8 protein-coding genes and 1 pseudogene are annotated in these 14,025 nt (G+C 60.6%); 8 read left to right on the top strand and 1 reads right to left on the bottom strand.

Annotation, left to right across the window (positions count from 1 at the left end):
* Positions 1-209 precede the first annotated feature (209 nt).
* Complete coding sequence (locus JQF37_RS06190; protein ID WP_130205574.1) at positions 210-1,121, bottom strand: LysR substrate-binding domain-containing protein; 912 nt, start codon at positions 1,119-1,121, stop codon at positions 210-212.
* A 180-nt stretch (positions 1,122-1,301) separates the two neighbouring features.
* On the opposite strand from JQF37_RS06190, the gene aspA reads away from it, so the two are divergent.
* From aspA to JQF37_RS06155, 8 genes and pseudogenes are all read left to right on the top strand, one after another.
* Entirely contained in the window at positions 1,302-2,726 is a 1,425-nt protein-coding gene (gene aspA, locus JQF37_RS06185; protein WP_130205572.1) for an aspartate ammonia-lyase, read from the top strand.
* A gap of 123 nt (positions 2,727-2,849) precedes the next feature.
* Positions 2,850-2,930 (top strand): annotated as a pseudogene (locus JQF37_RS31315) (outer membrane lipoprotein carrier protein LolA); the annotation flags it as partial.
* A gap of 245 nt (positions 2,931-3,175) precedes the next feature.
* Entirely contained in the window at positions 3,176-4,624 is a 1,449-nt protein-coding gene (locus tag JQF37_RS06180) for an alanine/glycine:cation symporter family protein (protein ID WP_130205570.1), read from the top strand.
* Between the two features lie 166 nt (positions 4,625-4,790).
* Positions 4,791-5,795: an asparaginase gene (locus JQF37_RS06175; RefSeq protein WP_204149567.1), complete on the top strand. Its 1,005-nt coding sequence runs from the start codon at positions 4,791-4,793 to the stop codon at positions 5,793-5,795.
* Positions 5,796-5,901: 106 nt separating this feature from the next.
* Complete coding sequence (locus tag JQF37_RS06170) at positions 5,902-6,900, top strand: AraC family transcriptional regulator (protein WP_130205566.1); 999 nt, start codon at positions 5,902-5,904, stop codon at positions 6,898-6,900.
* A gap of 198 nt (positions 6,901-7,098) precedes the next feature.
* Positions 7,099-8,130 carry a histone deacetylase family protein gene (locus tag JQF37_RS06165; RefSeq protein ID WP_130205564.1) on the top strand — a complete coding sequence of 344 codons (1,032 nt, stop codon included), beginning with the start codon at positions 7,099-7,101 and terminating at the stop codon, positions 8,128-8,130.
* 12 nt (positions 8,131-8,142) lie between these two features.
* The gene (locus JQF37_RS06160; RefSeq protein ID WP_130205562.1) at positions 8,143-9,243 is read left to right on the top strand and encodes a polyamine ABC transporter substrate-binding protein; all 1,101 of its coding nucleotides are present in this window, start codon (positions 8,143-8,145) and stop codon (positions 9,241-9,243) included.
* 161 nt (positions 9,244-9,404) lie between these two features.
* Entirely contained in the window at positions 9,405-14,024 is a 4,620-nt protein-coding gene (locus JQF37_RS06155; RefSeq protein ID WP_130205560.1) for a DUF6543 domain-containing protein, read from the top strand.
* The last annotated feature ends 1 nt before the right edge of the window (position 14,025 follow it).

The following is a 14,025-nucleotide window of genomic DNA, read 5'->3' as shown; positions in this document are numbered from 1 at the left end:
GCGAACCATGAAGACTTCGACGAAAATATTACGACTTACTACGGGCCGCACCATTCCATTATGGATCCTTACGCTCGACCCAACGCGTTCGCCTTTAGCAAAAAAAATCAGGAAAATATTGTTAATTACCTCAATCAGTTCGACTGAAGTTGAACGACGCCCTCTTCGGTGGATCAAGGCCAACTCGATTGGCCTTGATCCTTTTACCCTCAAGAAGCCGTACCCGCCGCTCCCCCTTCCAGCTTGCGCCACAACAACCGCACATTCGCCTTGCGCACCAGCGCGCAGCGATACAGACGAATTTCCAGTGGCACATGCCATTGCGGACCGCCGCAGACCACCAGTTCACCGCGTGCCAGTTCGGCACGCACACTCAGTTGCGGCACCCAGGCGATGCCCAGTCCCTCCAGCGCCATGCTTTTGAGGCTATCGGCCATGGCGGTTTCGTAGATGGTGGTGAAGCGCAACGCTCGCTGGCGTAACAGCATGTTCACCGAGCGGCCGAGAAACGCACCGGCGCTGTAGGCCAGTAACGGCACACTGCCCTCGCCTTCCAGATCGAACAGCGGCTTGCCCTCTGCATCCGCCGCGCAAACCGGGAGCATCTCGGTATGGCCCAGGTGTAGCGAAGGGAAAATTTCCGGGTCCATCTGCATGGCCGCATCCGGGTCGTAGAACGCCAGCATCAAGTCGCAGCCGCCTTCCCGCAAGGCATGCACCGCATCGCCAACGTTGGTTGCCACCAATCGTGTGGCGATGTTCAGGCCTTCGTTGCGCAGTTGGGCGATCCAGCGCGGAAAGAACCCCAGCGCCAGCGAGTGAGCGGCAGCAACCTGCATCACTTCACCCTGCCCGCCTTCCAGATGATGCAAATGACGCAACACCTCACCGAGTTGCTCGACCACGGTCCGTGCGGTGACGAGGAACAACTGCCCCGCCGCCGTCAGCTCCACCGGTGTGCGCGAGCGGTTGACCAGCGTCAGCCCCAGCGCGGCCTCCAGGCTGCGGATCCGCCGACTGAACGCCGGCTGGGTCACGAAACGCCGTTCCGCCGCCTGGGAGAAGCTGCGGGTGGCAGCCAGAGCACTGAAGTCCTCCAGCCATTTGCTTTCCAGATTCATCACGTCCTCCCGGACACGCACCAATTTAGGTCACACGCTCGCCGCACACACGGCGTCACACAGGCATTATGCCGAATGTGCATAGGCCAGTGTTTAACAGCATTGGCCCAAATTTCTCCACAAGCCTAGCATTTGCGGTGTTCCGGCACAGACCGGGTCCATATCGAGATGATTTCTATCATGTCCTCCGCTGCATCTTTCCGCACAGAAAAAGACCTGCTTGGCGTACTCGAAGTACCGGCTCAAGCGTATTACGGCATCCAGACCCTGCGAGCGGTGAACAACTTCCGTCTCTCCGGCGTTCCGATTTCGCACTACCCGAAGCTGGTTGTCGGCCTGGCCATGGTCAAACAAGCCGCCGCTGACGCCAACCGTGAATTGGGTCACCTCAGTGAAGCCAAGCACGCAGCCATCAGCGAAGCCTGTGCACGTCTGATCCGCGGCGATTTCCACGAAGAGTTCGTGGTGGACATGATTCAAGGCGGCGCTGGCACTTCGACCAACATGAACGCCAACGAAGTGATCGCCAACATCGCACTGGAGGCCATGGGTCACCAGAAAGGCGAATATCAGTACCTGCACCCGAACAACGACGTGAACATGGCGCAATCGACCAACGACGCTTACCCGACGGCTATCCGCCTGGGTCTGCTGTTGGGTCACGATGCGCTGCTGGCCAGCCTCGACAGCCTGATTCAGTCGTTTGCCGCCAAAGGTGAAGAATTCAACCACGTCCTGAAGATGGGCCGTACCCAGCTGCAAGACGCCGTGCCGATGACCCTCGGCCAGGAATTCCGCGCTTTCGCCACTACCCTGGGCGAAGACCTGGCACGCCTGAAAACGCTGGCACCTGAACTGCTGACCGAAGTGAACCTGGGCGGCACCGCGATCGGCACCGGCATCAACGCCGACCCGCGCTACCAGCACCTGGCCGTTCAGCGCCTGGCAACCATCAGCGGTCATCCGCTGGTACCGGCAGCCGACCTGATCGAAGCCACTTCCGACATGGGCGCCTTCGTGCTGTTCTCCGGCATGCTCAAGCGTACCGCGGTCAAGCTGTCGAAGATCTGTAACGACTTGCGCCTGCTGTCCAGCGGTCCACGCACCGGCATCAACGAAATCAACCTGCCAGCGCGTCAGCCGGGCAGCTCGATCATGCCAGGCAAGGTCAACCCGGTTATCCCGGAAGCCGTTAACCAGGTCGCGTTCCAGATCATCGGTAACGACCTGGCGCTGACCATCGCGGCCGAAGGCGGCCAGTTGCAACTGAACGTGATGGAGCCGCTGATCGCGTTCAAGATCTTCGACTCGATCCGCCTGCTGCAACGCGCCATGGACATGCTGCGCGAACACTGCATCGTCGGCATCACCGCCAACGAAGAGCGCTGCCGTGAACTGGTCGAACACTCGATCGGCCTGGTCACCGCACTGAACCCGTACATCGGCTATGAAAACGCCACCCGCATCGCCCGCATCGCACTTGAAAGCGGCCGCGGCGTGCTGGAACTGGTGCGCGAAGAAGGCTTGCTCGACGACGCCATGCTCGCCGACATCCTGCGCCCGGAAAACATGATTGCTCCGCGTCTGGTTCCGCTTAAAGCCTGATCCGACGCATTACCTGTAGCACCGCTCACCAGGTCGAGGGACTAGACACCTCTCACCTTTTGAGGGCTTGGAGATCAGTCTCCAGGCCCTTTTTTTTACTTTTTTGCAGGAGCGAGCCAGCTCGCGAAGGTCGTCAACGATAACGATGGAAGCCTCGCACCCCGCGGCGCTCTCAGGTTTTTCGCGAGCGGGCTCGCTCCTACAAGAGAGGAATGCACCACGACCGTGCAGACGGACGGCACTGTCATCGGTATAGTGCCGCCCCTCTTCGCAGGGGCGGCCGTCGGTAGCGAGACCTCAACCCCTGCGAAACCCGAACTAACAACAAACCCGCGATATGAAACCGGGACGAACATCGACCCGCCTGTTGTGCCCTGCGCCAACGGGTGTAACGCGATGTGTCCGTCCGGCCAGCATTTGCCTAAACAAAAAACAGCGAGGAAAAATCCATGCTCGAAGTCATTAACGACTTCCTCTCAGGGAAAGTACTGATCGTGCTCATTGTCGGGCTCGGTAGCTACTTCACGATCCGCTCGCGTTTCGTTCAACTGCGTCACTTCTTCCACATGTTCGCCGTGTTCCGCGACAGCCTTAAAAGCAGCGCCGGGCAACTCAGCTCGTTCCAGGCCCTGATGCTCAGCCTTGCCGGCCGCGTCGGTGCAGGCAACATCGCCGGTGTCGGCATCGCCGTGACCCTTGGCGGGCCAGGCGCGGTGTTCTGGATGTGGGTGACCGCGCTGGTCGGCATGTCCAGCAGCTTCTTTGAATGCTCCCTTGGCCAGCTCTACAAACGCGCCGATGCCGATGGCACCTACCGTGGCGGCCCGTCCTACTACATCCAGCATGGCCTGCAAAAACGCTGGTTGGGCATGATCATGGCATTCCTGCTGCTGGTGACGTTCGGCTTTGCCTTCAACGGCCTGCAAGCCCACGCCGTGACCCACTCGCTGAACAATGCCTTCGGCCTGGACACGACTTACACCGGCATCGGCCTGGCCGTGCTGCTGGGCCTGGTGTTCATCGGCGGAATCAAGCGCATCGCCAAAGTCGCCGACCTGCTGGTGCCGGTGAAAACCCTGGTGTACATCGGCGTGACCCTCTACGTGATCGTGCTGCAATTCGATCACGTTCCCGCCATGCTGGTGACCATCGTCAAAAGTGCCTTCGGTCTGGACCAGGCCTTCGGCGGTCTGATCGGCAGCGCCATTGTCATGGGCGTGAAGCGTGGCGTGTTCGCCAACGAAGCGGGCCTGGGCAGTGCGCCCAATGTGGCCGCTGTCGCGTCGGTCGAGCACCCGGTGGCACAAGGCGTGGTGCAAGCCTTCAGCGTATTCCTCGACACGTTCGTGATCTGCACCTGCACCGCGCTGCTGATCCTGCTCTCGGGCTTCTACACCCCGGGCTTCGAAGGTGACGGCATCGCCCTGACCCAGAACTCCCTGGCCGCCGTGGTTGGTGACTGGGGCCGGATGTTCATTTCCGTGGCGCTGGCGTTGTTCGTGTTCACCTCGATCCTCTACAACTACTACCTGGGCGAGAGCAACCTGCGCTTCCTGATCGGCGAAAACCGCAAGGCGCTGATGGGCTACCGTGCGCTGGTATTGGTGCTGATTTTCTGGGGCGCCATCGAGAACCTCGGCACCGTGTTCGCCTTCGCCGACATCACCATGACCATGCTGGCGTTCGTGAACTTGATCGCGCTGTTCCTGCTGTTCAAGGTCGGCATGCGCATCCTGCGCGACTACGACGACCAGCGCGCCGCCGGGATCAAGACGCCGGTGTTCGATTCCGCCAGGTTCCCGGACCTGGATCTGGATCGCCAGGCGTGGCCGGCCAATCCGCCAGCCGCCACCAATGCCCAAGCCGAACCGCATGGCGTACCTGCAGCGCAACGCTGACCGGGAAATGACGGGCGCATCCCATGCGCCCGTCAGTTAAAGTGCATTACCTGTGGGAGCGAGCCTGCTCGCGATAACTGTTATTCCGCCAACATCAATGTTGAATGATCAACCGCTATCGCGAGCAGGCTCGCTCCCACATGTCATCTCTTGTGGAGACCTCCAGATGATCCCCAATTCCTACCCTGCCGCCCAGCACGTCATGGTGCTCTACACCGGTGGCACCATTGGCATGCAAGCCAGCGCCCATGGTCTGGCCCCGGCCTCCGGTTTCGAAGCGCGCATGCGCGAGTACCTGCACAGCCAACCGGAACTGGTGGTGCCGCAATGGCGCTTTCGCGAGATGTCGCCCCTGATCGACAGCGCCAACATGACCCCGGCCTACTGGCAGCAACTGCGTGAAGCCGTGGTCGACGCCGTTGACGTGCAAGGCTGCGACAGCGTGCTGATCCTTCACGGCACCGACACCCTGGCCTACAGCGCTGCGGCAATGAGCTTCCAGTTGCTCGGCCTGCAGGCCCGCGTGTGCTTCACCGGCTCCATGCTGCCGGCCGGCGTCACTGACAGCGATGCCTGGGAAAACCTCAGCGGCGCGCTGGTTGCCTTGGGCCAAGGCCTGGCACCGGGTGTGCACCTGTACTTCCATGGTGAGCTGTTGGCACCGACCCGCTGCGCGAAAGTACGCAGTTTCGGTCGGCATCCCTTCAAGCGTCTGGAACGTCAGGGCGGCGGCGTGAAAGCACCTTCGATTGCGCCGCAGTTGAACTACAACCAACCCAGGCAACTGGCGAACGTCGCGGTACTGCCACTGTTCCCCGGCATCGGCGCCGAGGTACTGGACGGCTTGCTCGCCAGCGGCATTCAAGGCCTGGTGCTGGAGTGCTACGGCAGCGGCACCGGACCGAGCGACAACCCCGGGTTCCTCGCCAGCCTCGGGCGGGCGCGGGACAAAGGCGTGGTGGTGGTGGCGGTCACGCAGTGCCATGAAGGTGGCGTCGAGCTGGATGTATACGAGGCCGGCAGTCGCTTGCGCGGTGTTGGCGTGTTGTCCGGCGGCGGCATGACCCGTGAAGCGGCATTCGGCAAATTGCACGGGTTGTTGGGGGCGGGGCTGGAAGTCGCTGAAGTGCGACGACTGGTCGAACTCGACCTGTGCGGCGAGCTGAGCTGACTCACCACAACCCTGTAGGCGCGAGGCTTGCCTGCGAAAGCCTCGCGCCTACAGGTGACGGCACACAACTTGCTCGTTTTCCAGCATTCAAAGACTGGAAGTCGCCATGCTCCACTCCCACCTCACGACCCTCAATGCCGTCTCGCTGATCCTCAACACCTTCAAGGCCGAAGGCTTGTCCAGTGAGGCGCTATTGGCCGGCAGCGGCATCAGTGCGGCGGATCTGAACCGCGCCGACACGCGCATCACCACCAATCAAGAGATGCAAGTCTGCGCCAACGCTGTCGCACTCAAGCATGACATCGGCCTGGAATTGGGTCGGCGGATGCACGTGTCCTGCTACGGCATTCTCGGTTATGCACTGCTCACCAGTGCCACCTTCGGTGACGCTTTGCGTCTGGCGATGCGTTATCCGGCGCTGCTGGGAACACTTTTCGAACTGAGCCTGGAGGAAGATGGCGAGCGTGTCTGGTTCGTCGCGGCCGACTATCGGGAGAGCCCGGCGATGGCGGTGTTCAACGCCGAGTTCTGCCTGGTTTCGCTGAAGGTCATCTGCGACGACCTGCTCGGTCATCCGCTGCCACTGCTCGCCGCTCGCTTCGAACATGCCGCACCCGACTACGAAGCGACCTATGCCGAACACTTCAACTGCCCGCTGCATTTCGGGGCACGGGACAACGCCTTCGCCTTCGACAAGCACTGGCTCGATCAACCCTTGCCCTTGGCCGACGTGATTACCCATCAAGCCATGGCCGAACGCTGCCGCAAGCAGAATACCGAGTTCACCGGACGCCAGGCGTGGCTGGGGCGAATCCGCCAGTTGCTGAGCGCGCAACTGAATGCGGCGCCTGGGCTGGAGGGCCTGGCGGAGCAGATGAACTGTTCGGCGAGAACCCTGCGTCGGCATCTCAAGGACCTGGGCTGCAGCTATCAGGAATTGCTCGATGAATTGCGCTTCGAGCAGGCCAAGCAAATGCTGTGCGAGGATCAGTTGCCGATCTATCAGATTGCCGAGGCCCTGGGTTTCAGCGAGACCGCGAGCTTTCGCCATGCCTTCGTGCGCTGGAGTGGTGTAGCGCCGAGCCAGTTCCGCCCACATGGATAACCCTGTGGGTGGGGGCAAGCCCGCTTCCACAGCGTCTGCATTCCATGCGCCACGCCAGGGCCTGGCGCATTAAAAAGGGGCGAATTTCGGTCAGTTTTTTTGGCCATATCGATCCCCTTTTGGCCTTTCCTGCCGTTTTCCAAAATCGTCCATGCCGCAAGACTGTGTTCAACCGAATCAGCCTGCGGAGAACAAGAAATGCTGACGATTTACTCGAACGATCACCATCTGCACCACGGCCGTTGTGAATTGATAGATGGGCAACTCAAGCCCTGCTTCGAAATGCCTTCGCGCGCCGACCACGTGTTGGCCCGCGTGCAAAACCAGAGCCTCGGCCCGGTAGCAGCGCCCAAGGATTTCGGCCTCGGCCCCATAGAGCGCATACACAGCCGCGACTACCTCGATTTCTTCAAAGGCGCCTGGGCGCGCTGGACCGAATTCAACACCGACGGCGACCTGCTGCCCTACACCTGGCCGGCCCGCACCCTGCGCCAAATCAAACCGACCAGCCTGCACGGCCAGCTCGGTTACTACAGCTTCGACGGCGGTGCGCCGATCACTGCCGGAACCTGGCAGGCAGCGTACAGTGCAGCGCAAGTGGCATTGACCGCCCAGGCGCAAATCCAGGCTGGCGCACGCAGTGCCTTTGCCTTGTGCCGTCCACCGGGACACCACGCCGCTGGCGACTTGATGGGCGGTTATTGCTACCTCAACAACGCAGCCATCGCCGCCCAGGCCTTCCTCGACCAGGGTCACAAAAAGGTCGCAATCCTCGACGTGGACTACCACCACGGCAACGGCACCCAATCGATTTTCTACGAGCGCAGCGACGTGCTGTTCACCTCGATCCATGGCCATCCGGAAGCCGAGTTCCCGTTTTTCCTCGGCTATGAAGATGAGTTGGGTGAAGGCGCCGGTGAAGGGTTCAACTTCAACTACCCGTTGCCCGCCGGCAGCGGCTGGGACACCTGGAGTGCCGCGCTGGAACAGGCCTGCAAAGAGATCGAAAGCTACGGCGCGGACATCATTGTCGTGTCCCTGGGCGTCGACACCTTCAAGGACGATCCGATTTCGCAATTCAAGCTCGATAGCCCGGACTACCTGGCCATGGGCAAACGCATCGCGGGCCTCGGCAAACCAACGCTGTTCGTGATGGAAGGCGGTTACGCGGTCGAGGAAATCGGCATCAACGCGGTGAACGTCCTTGAAGGTTTTGAAAGCGCTCAGTGAGGAATTAAAACAATGAAAAGGCTCAAGCGTTTTATCGTGCCAGCCCTGGGTGCCATGGTGCTCAGCGGTGCCGTGCACGCCGAAGAACGAACGTTGCGCGTCTACAACTGGTTCGACTACATCACCCCCAAAGCCCTGGAAGATTTCAAGGCGCAGAACACCCAGACCAAACTGGTCTACGATATTTTCGACACCAACGAAGCCCTCGAAGCCAAGCTGCTGACCGGTAACTCCGGTTACGACGTGGTGGTGCCGTCCAACGTGTTCCTCGCCAAGCAGATCGAGGCTGGCGTGTTCCAGCCGCTGGACCGCAGCAAGCTGCCAAACTGGAACCATCTCGATCCCAAGCTGATGAAGCTGATCGAAGCCAACGACCCGGGCAACAAATTCGCGGTGCCCTACATGTACGGCACCATCCTGATCGGTTTCAACCCGGCCAAGGTCAAGGCCGCCCTCGGCGATAACGCACCGGTGGACAGCTGGGACCTGATCTTCAAGGAAGAGAACATCAGCAAGCTCAAGCAGTGCGGCGTCGCCCTGCTCGACTCGCCCTCGGAGATCCTGCCGCTGGCCCTGCAACACCTCGGCCTGGACCCCAACAGCAAAAAGCCTGCGGACTACGACAAGGCCGAAGCGCTGTTGATGAAGATCCGCCCGTACATCACCTACTTCCACTCATCGAAGTACATGGCCGATATCGCCAACGGTGACATCTGCGTCGCCGTCGGTTATTCCGGCAGTTTTTCCCAGGCCGCCAACCGTGCCAAGGAAGCCAAGAACGGTGTCGTCGTCGACATGCGCCTGCCCAAAGAAGGCGCGCCGATCTGGTTCGACATGCTCGCCATTCCGAAAGGCGCGAAGAACCCGGATGACGCCTACACCTTCATCAACTACCTGCTGCAGCCCCAGGTGATTGCGCCGGTCAGCGACTTCGTCGGTTACCCGAACCCGAACAAGGACGCCACGGAGATGGTCGACCCGTCGATCCGCAATAACCCGAACCTGTACCCGACCGAAACGGCGATGGGCACGCTCTACACCCTGCAACCGTTGCCGCGTGATGCCGAACGTGCGCGGACCCGGGCCTGGACCAAAATCAAGTCAGGCACCTGAGACGTATCGCTTCAACCGCTTACCCGGACCTGCGCGTGCGCAGGTCTTTTTTTGCCCGCGATATTTATATACCGCCTTCATTCACCTGCCCGTCACTACCTTGCACCGGATCGCGCTCCGAACGTCTCGCGATGCCTGCGGCTCCCACAAAGGATGTGACCATGCCCGACGCTACCAACTCTCCCGTATTACCCGGCCTTTCCGCCGACCAGGATGCCCTGCTCACCCAATTGATCACCGGCCCCTCGATCAGGGAAGTCGCCACCCATGCGCTGCAACCGGCCCTGAAAGCGCTGTACCCGAATCTGCAAATCGATCCTCGCCTGGCCATGGTGGTCACGCCCACCTGGGCTCTCCACGAACAGCGCGTCGAACCCGGGCCACGGCACTTCGAATCGCTGACCGATGCACTGGTGCGCCATGGCGTAGCAGGCACGCCAGTGGTCTACCTCGATGGCGAGCATTACCTCACGCTGCACCCCTTGAAACAGACACCGGCACAACTGCCGGTCAGCATCGACGCCATCGGGCGCCTGCTCAATGAGTTGGCGCCGCTGCTGTTCCTGGCGTTTCAAGAACAGCAGGTCGATTACTGGAATCAGTTCACTCGCCCGTCGACTCCACGCTGGCAGGAACTGTCCAAATCCTTGCACGATCTGTGGAACATCGAGGCCAACCCGGACTGGGACACTGACCAACACGCCATGGCCGGCAAACTGTTCGCCTACCCCGATAAAAACGCACGCTGTTCCCATGACCCCTATCAGTCACGCGCCTGCCTGATCGACCTGGACGCCACGAGCGGTGCCGACTCGACTCACCTCAACATCCTCGACATGGCCGTGCTGATCGGAACGCTGGGGACCCGAACCCTGATAATCACTCACACCATCACCCGTGGCTTCCAGACGTTTGACTCCCTGCATGAACTGGGTGCGTGGTTGCTGGAGGATAGCGATGGGCAAGTACCGGGCAACGTCCTGCATTGGCGCCTGATCGAACCCCAGGGCAATTATTTCGACCGCCTGGCGTGCAACCTCATCGCCCTGCAAGCCAACGCAATCGGTGCACTGGCCAACGAACCCGTCGCGAGCAATCCGGACCTGGCGCCCCACGTCAGCCATACGACCAGCGAGTTCGACCCGAAGGACAAGCAGTCATCCTCGCGATTCAATCGGGTCGAGCAATCGCTGCCAGACTGGATGGCCGACGCATCATCCGGCGATCTCACTGCTTACAGTCGGCATCTGATGGATCTGGTGACGGTGCGCAATCAGAACGCCGGGAAGTCCTTCCAGGACGGGGTCAAGCCGATCCGCGAGTTTGCACTGGATCAACTGCGCGAGGGCATGCTCAAAGATCATGCCGATGCGGCAGGACTGAACCTGGCGGACATCGAGATCGTGGTCGACAGCGTGGTGGTCTGGGGCAGCTTTGTGCCGATGGTGGAGCCCGAGCGCACGACCCTGAGCCTGGTCGACCTGGCGCTGCAAAACCTGATTGCCCTGCCGCAAGGCAACAAATCCGTGCGCAGTTCCAGCGCCGCCGCGCTGCCGCAATGGATGACGGTGAGCTACCTGGAGGCGCTGATCACTCGCATCGACATCGGCCAGAGCTACCCGGCGCTGATCAAAAGCAAGCTGCTCGTCGATCCCGTCGACAGCCTGCGACGGCAGAACCTGTTCACCAGTCATTTGCGCGTCGAGTTGCCGCTGCTGGCCTTGCAGCTGAAGATTCGCAGGCAGAACGGCATCGATGAAACCGGTTATCGCTATGTCGCTGCCGTGGTCCAGGTGCTCGACGCCAATCGCTGGGTGGATGGCCAGGAGATCGTGATTCGCCCATTGGCCTTCACGCCAGGCTGGCGCATCGGTGGTGCCAGCGATGAAGTGACCAACATGTTCGTGATCGGGCCCCGGCAGATGGACAAGGGGCCGTGCCTGCTTTACCGGCCAATGCTCGAGCAACCGTTGAGCCAGTACCCGACGCTGGCCAACCTGGTCTACGCCATCAAACACTCACCGATGTTGCGCCAATCCGTCCTTGCCTGGCTGCCAGACGACACCCGCGCCAACTATGCCAACTATGCGTTCACGGGCGACCGACCTTCGGTTTGGAGCATTTCGCAATTGCTGGCCGACCCGCTGACCTCCCTGCAAATGAGCGGCCCAATGTCCCTTAGTCAGCAGGTCCTCAGCGGCGATTACCTGGCCACCCTGTACAAGGCCAACGTCAATGCACTGGTTGAATTGGCTCAACGGCAATCGCTGTCCAATGCGCAATATCGCTGGGCGACGTTCAAGCGCGTGGCCTGGACGCTGCTCAATGCCGCACTGCCCTTTCTCGGTCGAACCGTCGGGACGGCCGCGTGGATCTGGCAAGTACTGGATGACTTGCAGCAAACCCTCGACGCGGCCGACGGCGGCGACCAACAGCAACAGAAATCAGCCATGACCGATCTGTTGCTGACCCTGGCCATGGTGCTTGCCCATCAGGCCAGTACGCGTAATCCCCCCGTGCGCAGGCTCCAGGAAAAGCCGATGGCAGCAGCGATCGAGCCCCCGGAAAAACCGGTCCTGAAACCTGTGACCGTCGTGCAATTGCCCGACATCCTCGGCGAGCACCCGCCTGTGCAACATCGCCAGTCCGTAATGACCGATACAGCCCTGGACCTGGTCAAAACCCTGGATCGCTTCGCTATCACGCCACCCGAATCACTCACAGCGCCCGACAGTGGCAATGGCATATTTCGTCACCTCTACCGAAAGGGAAACACCTGTTACGCGCCCGTGGATAAACGCTGGTTCGAAGTCTCCGTCGAGGACACGGGCGAAGTGTCGATCATCGACTCTCGTCAGCAGCCCGTGCGAAGCGGCCCTGCGCTGATCAGCAACCAACGGGGCGAGTGGTTCGTCGATACGCGCCTGCGCCTGCGGGGCGGCGGTCTGTCGAGCCGGCGCAAGGCACTGAAACAGAAAAACCGCGAGCGCATCGCCGAACTCAAAAAGCAATTGGCTGAGTTTGACAAAGAACGCGAACGGGCACGGACAGAGCTGACTGACGCCCACAAAGCCATGAAAAATTCGGTCGGCGACGAGGCTCTGCTGACTGCACAAACGCAATTCCTCGAGAAGCTCGAGCGCCGCACCCAAGAATACGCAGCCCCTATCGAACAGCTGAAATCCCTGAACCTGCTCGATACGGTGCCCAACTACCGCACCGCCATGGTCGAGATGCTCGGCACCCAATTGTTCTTCAACCAGACCTGGCTCGACCAGCGCAATGCAACCTTCGCTCAAACGCTGACGGAAACCCTGGCGCTGCTGGAAGCAGAAGAAACGGCAGCGGGCACCGGCGACCGCGCCACCTACCGGAAAATGATCGACCTGACCGAGGGCATGATTGGCAAAATCGAGTTTGCCCAGTCCTGTCTCCAGGAGTTGAGCCGACTCGGTAGAAGTGCGGCCGAAGTGGCCAGCACCTACCGGGCAAAATTGCCGACTTTCAGCCTTAACGATCTCAAGGCGCTTCAGGTTTCGCTGGCCCGCGACGTTTGCCTGAAGGAGGGAAACAGCGTTGCGTTGAAGCAGGCCCGCAGCGAATTCACACGCCTGCTCGACACCTCCAACCTGGTTATCCAGACATCGCAGGAACTTATGCTGGAAGGAGGCAGCTGGCTTTCGGGAGAACGCATCGAAGGCCTCAACGGGATGCTCGAGCAGTTTTCAGCCATCGACCAGTCATTCGAAGACTTCGTCCTCAGCCATAAGGAGGCCGTGCTTGAGCAACCGTTCGCGCACGTGCGCACTCGGATCAGTGATTTTCAACGCGAGACTGAGGCCTGTCTGGCGCAATGGCTGCGAGAGCAACGGCTACTGGAACCCAGGCCCGGCCCCTCAAAGCCCGAACCTGCCTCGCGAAAACGGGTGATCAAGACGCGCTTCAAGGGCACGGTGGTGGGCGAAGTACGTCCCTCGGCACCGGGTCAACCGATACTGCTCGACGTCAAAGCACCCATGACCGGCCAAGTGATCGCCACCTTTCACGAAAAGACGCCGGGTGTCTGGGTCGAGCGAGTAAAGCCCAGACGTCACCGCCCGACGGTGCAAGTCCCTGACCTCGACACGCAAATCACCCAAGGCCAGACGCTGCTCGATGGCGTGGAAAGCTTCATTAGGCAAACCGAGGCGAGTGCAAAAAAGCCTGGCCGTATCCCGGTGGAAATCGACGAGTTGTTCCAGCAGAAAGCCGAGCAACTCGACAAAAGCGCCAAGACACTGGAACAAACCCTGACCGGTTCAAATACAACAACCAACGCGACAACGTTGGCTACGCAATTGAGCGCAGCACGCGATCGACTGTACGCCGAGGGCCAGCGGATTCGGGTCGAGATGATCAAACAGCAGCCGCCCACGGCCGCACGTGTCGAATGGCTGTTAAGTAAAAATGAAATCGACATCGCGTCCAGCGGTGGTCGTCGTCGGCTCAAAGGCCCGCGCAAGGATTACCTGCAGGAGTACGAGATCCGCGAGCGTCGTACCGGGCGAACATTGTGGTATGCCCACTTCCATTACGCCGGCCCCGACACGCCCGCCGAGGCGTTTACGGCCGCCCACCTGAAATTACGAGATCAACGGCTGATGGCCGGGGCAATCGATCTGCATTCGGCCTCCAGCCGTCAGGTGATCGCGATCTATCGCAGCGAAATCAGCCCGCCACTGGCCACTTCACTGTTCTTTTCAAAAGCCTCGAACGTCAAAAAGGAAACTGGCGATGACTGAA

It is taken from the genome of Pseudomonas sp. MIL9 (genome assembly GCF_016887925.1).
Lineage (GTDB): Bacteria > Pseudomonadota > Gammaproteobacteria > Pseudomonadales > Pseudomonadaceae > Aquipseudomonas > Aquipseudomonas mohnii.
Note: the sequence above shows the minus strand (reverse complement) of the source record. Positions and strands in the feature narration are given on the sequence as shown.

Coding starts and splice junctions, on each gene's coding strand:
- JQF37_RS06190 (WP_130205574.1), bottom strand. CDS start 1,121: ATGAATCTGGAAAGCAAATGGCTGGAGGACTTCAGTGCTCTGGCTGCC.
- aspA (WP_130205572.1), top strand. CDS start 1,302: ATGTCCTCCGCTGCATCTTTCCGCACAGAAAAAGACCTGCTTGGCGTA.
- JQF37_RS06180 (WP_130205570.1), top strand. CDS start 3,176: ATGCTCGAAGTCATTAACGACTTCCTCTCAGGGAAAGTACTGATCGTG.
- JQF37_RS06175 (WP_204149567.1), top strand. CDS start 4,791: ATGATCCCCAATTCCTACCCTGCCGCCCAGCACGTCATGGTGCTCTAC.
- JQF37_RS06170 (WP_130205566.1), top strand. CDS start 5,902: ATGCTCCACTCCCACCTCACGACCCTCAATGCCGTCTCGCTGATCCTC.
- JQF37_RS06165 (WP_130205564.1), top strand. CDS start 7,099: ATGCTGACGATTTACTCGAACGATCACCATCTGCACCACGGCCGTTGT.
- JQF37_RS06160 (WP_130205562.1), top strand. CDS start 8,143: ATGAAAAGGCTCAAGCGTTTTATCGTGCCAGCCCTGGGTGCCATGGTG.
- JQF37_RS06155 (WP_130205560.1), top strand. CDS start 9,405: ATGCCCGACGCTACCAACTCTCCCGTATTACCCGGCCTTTCCGCCGAC.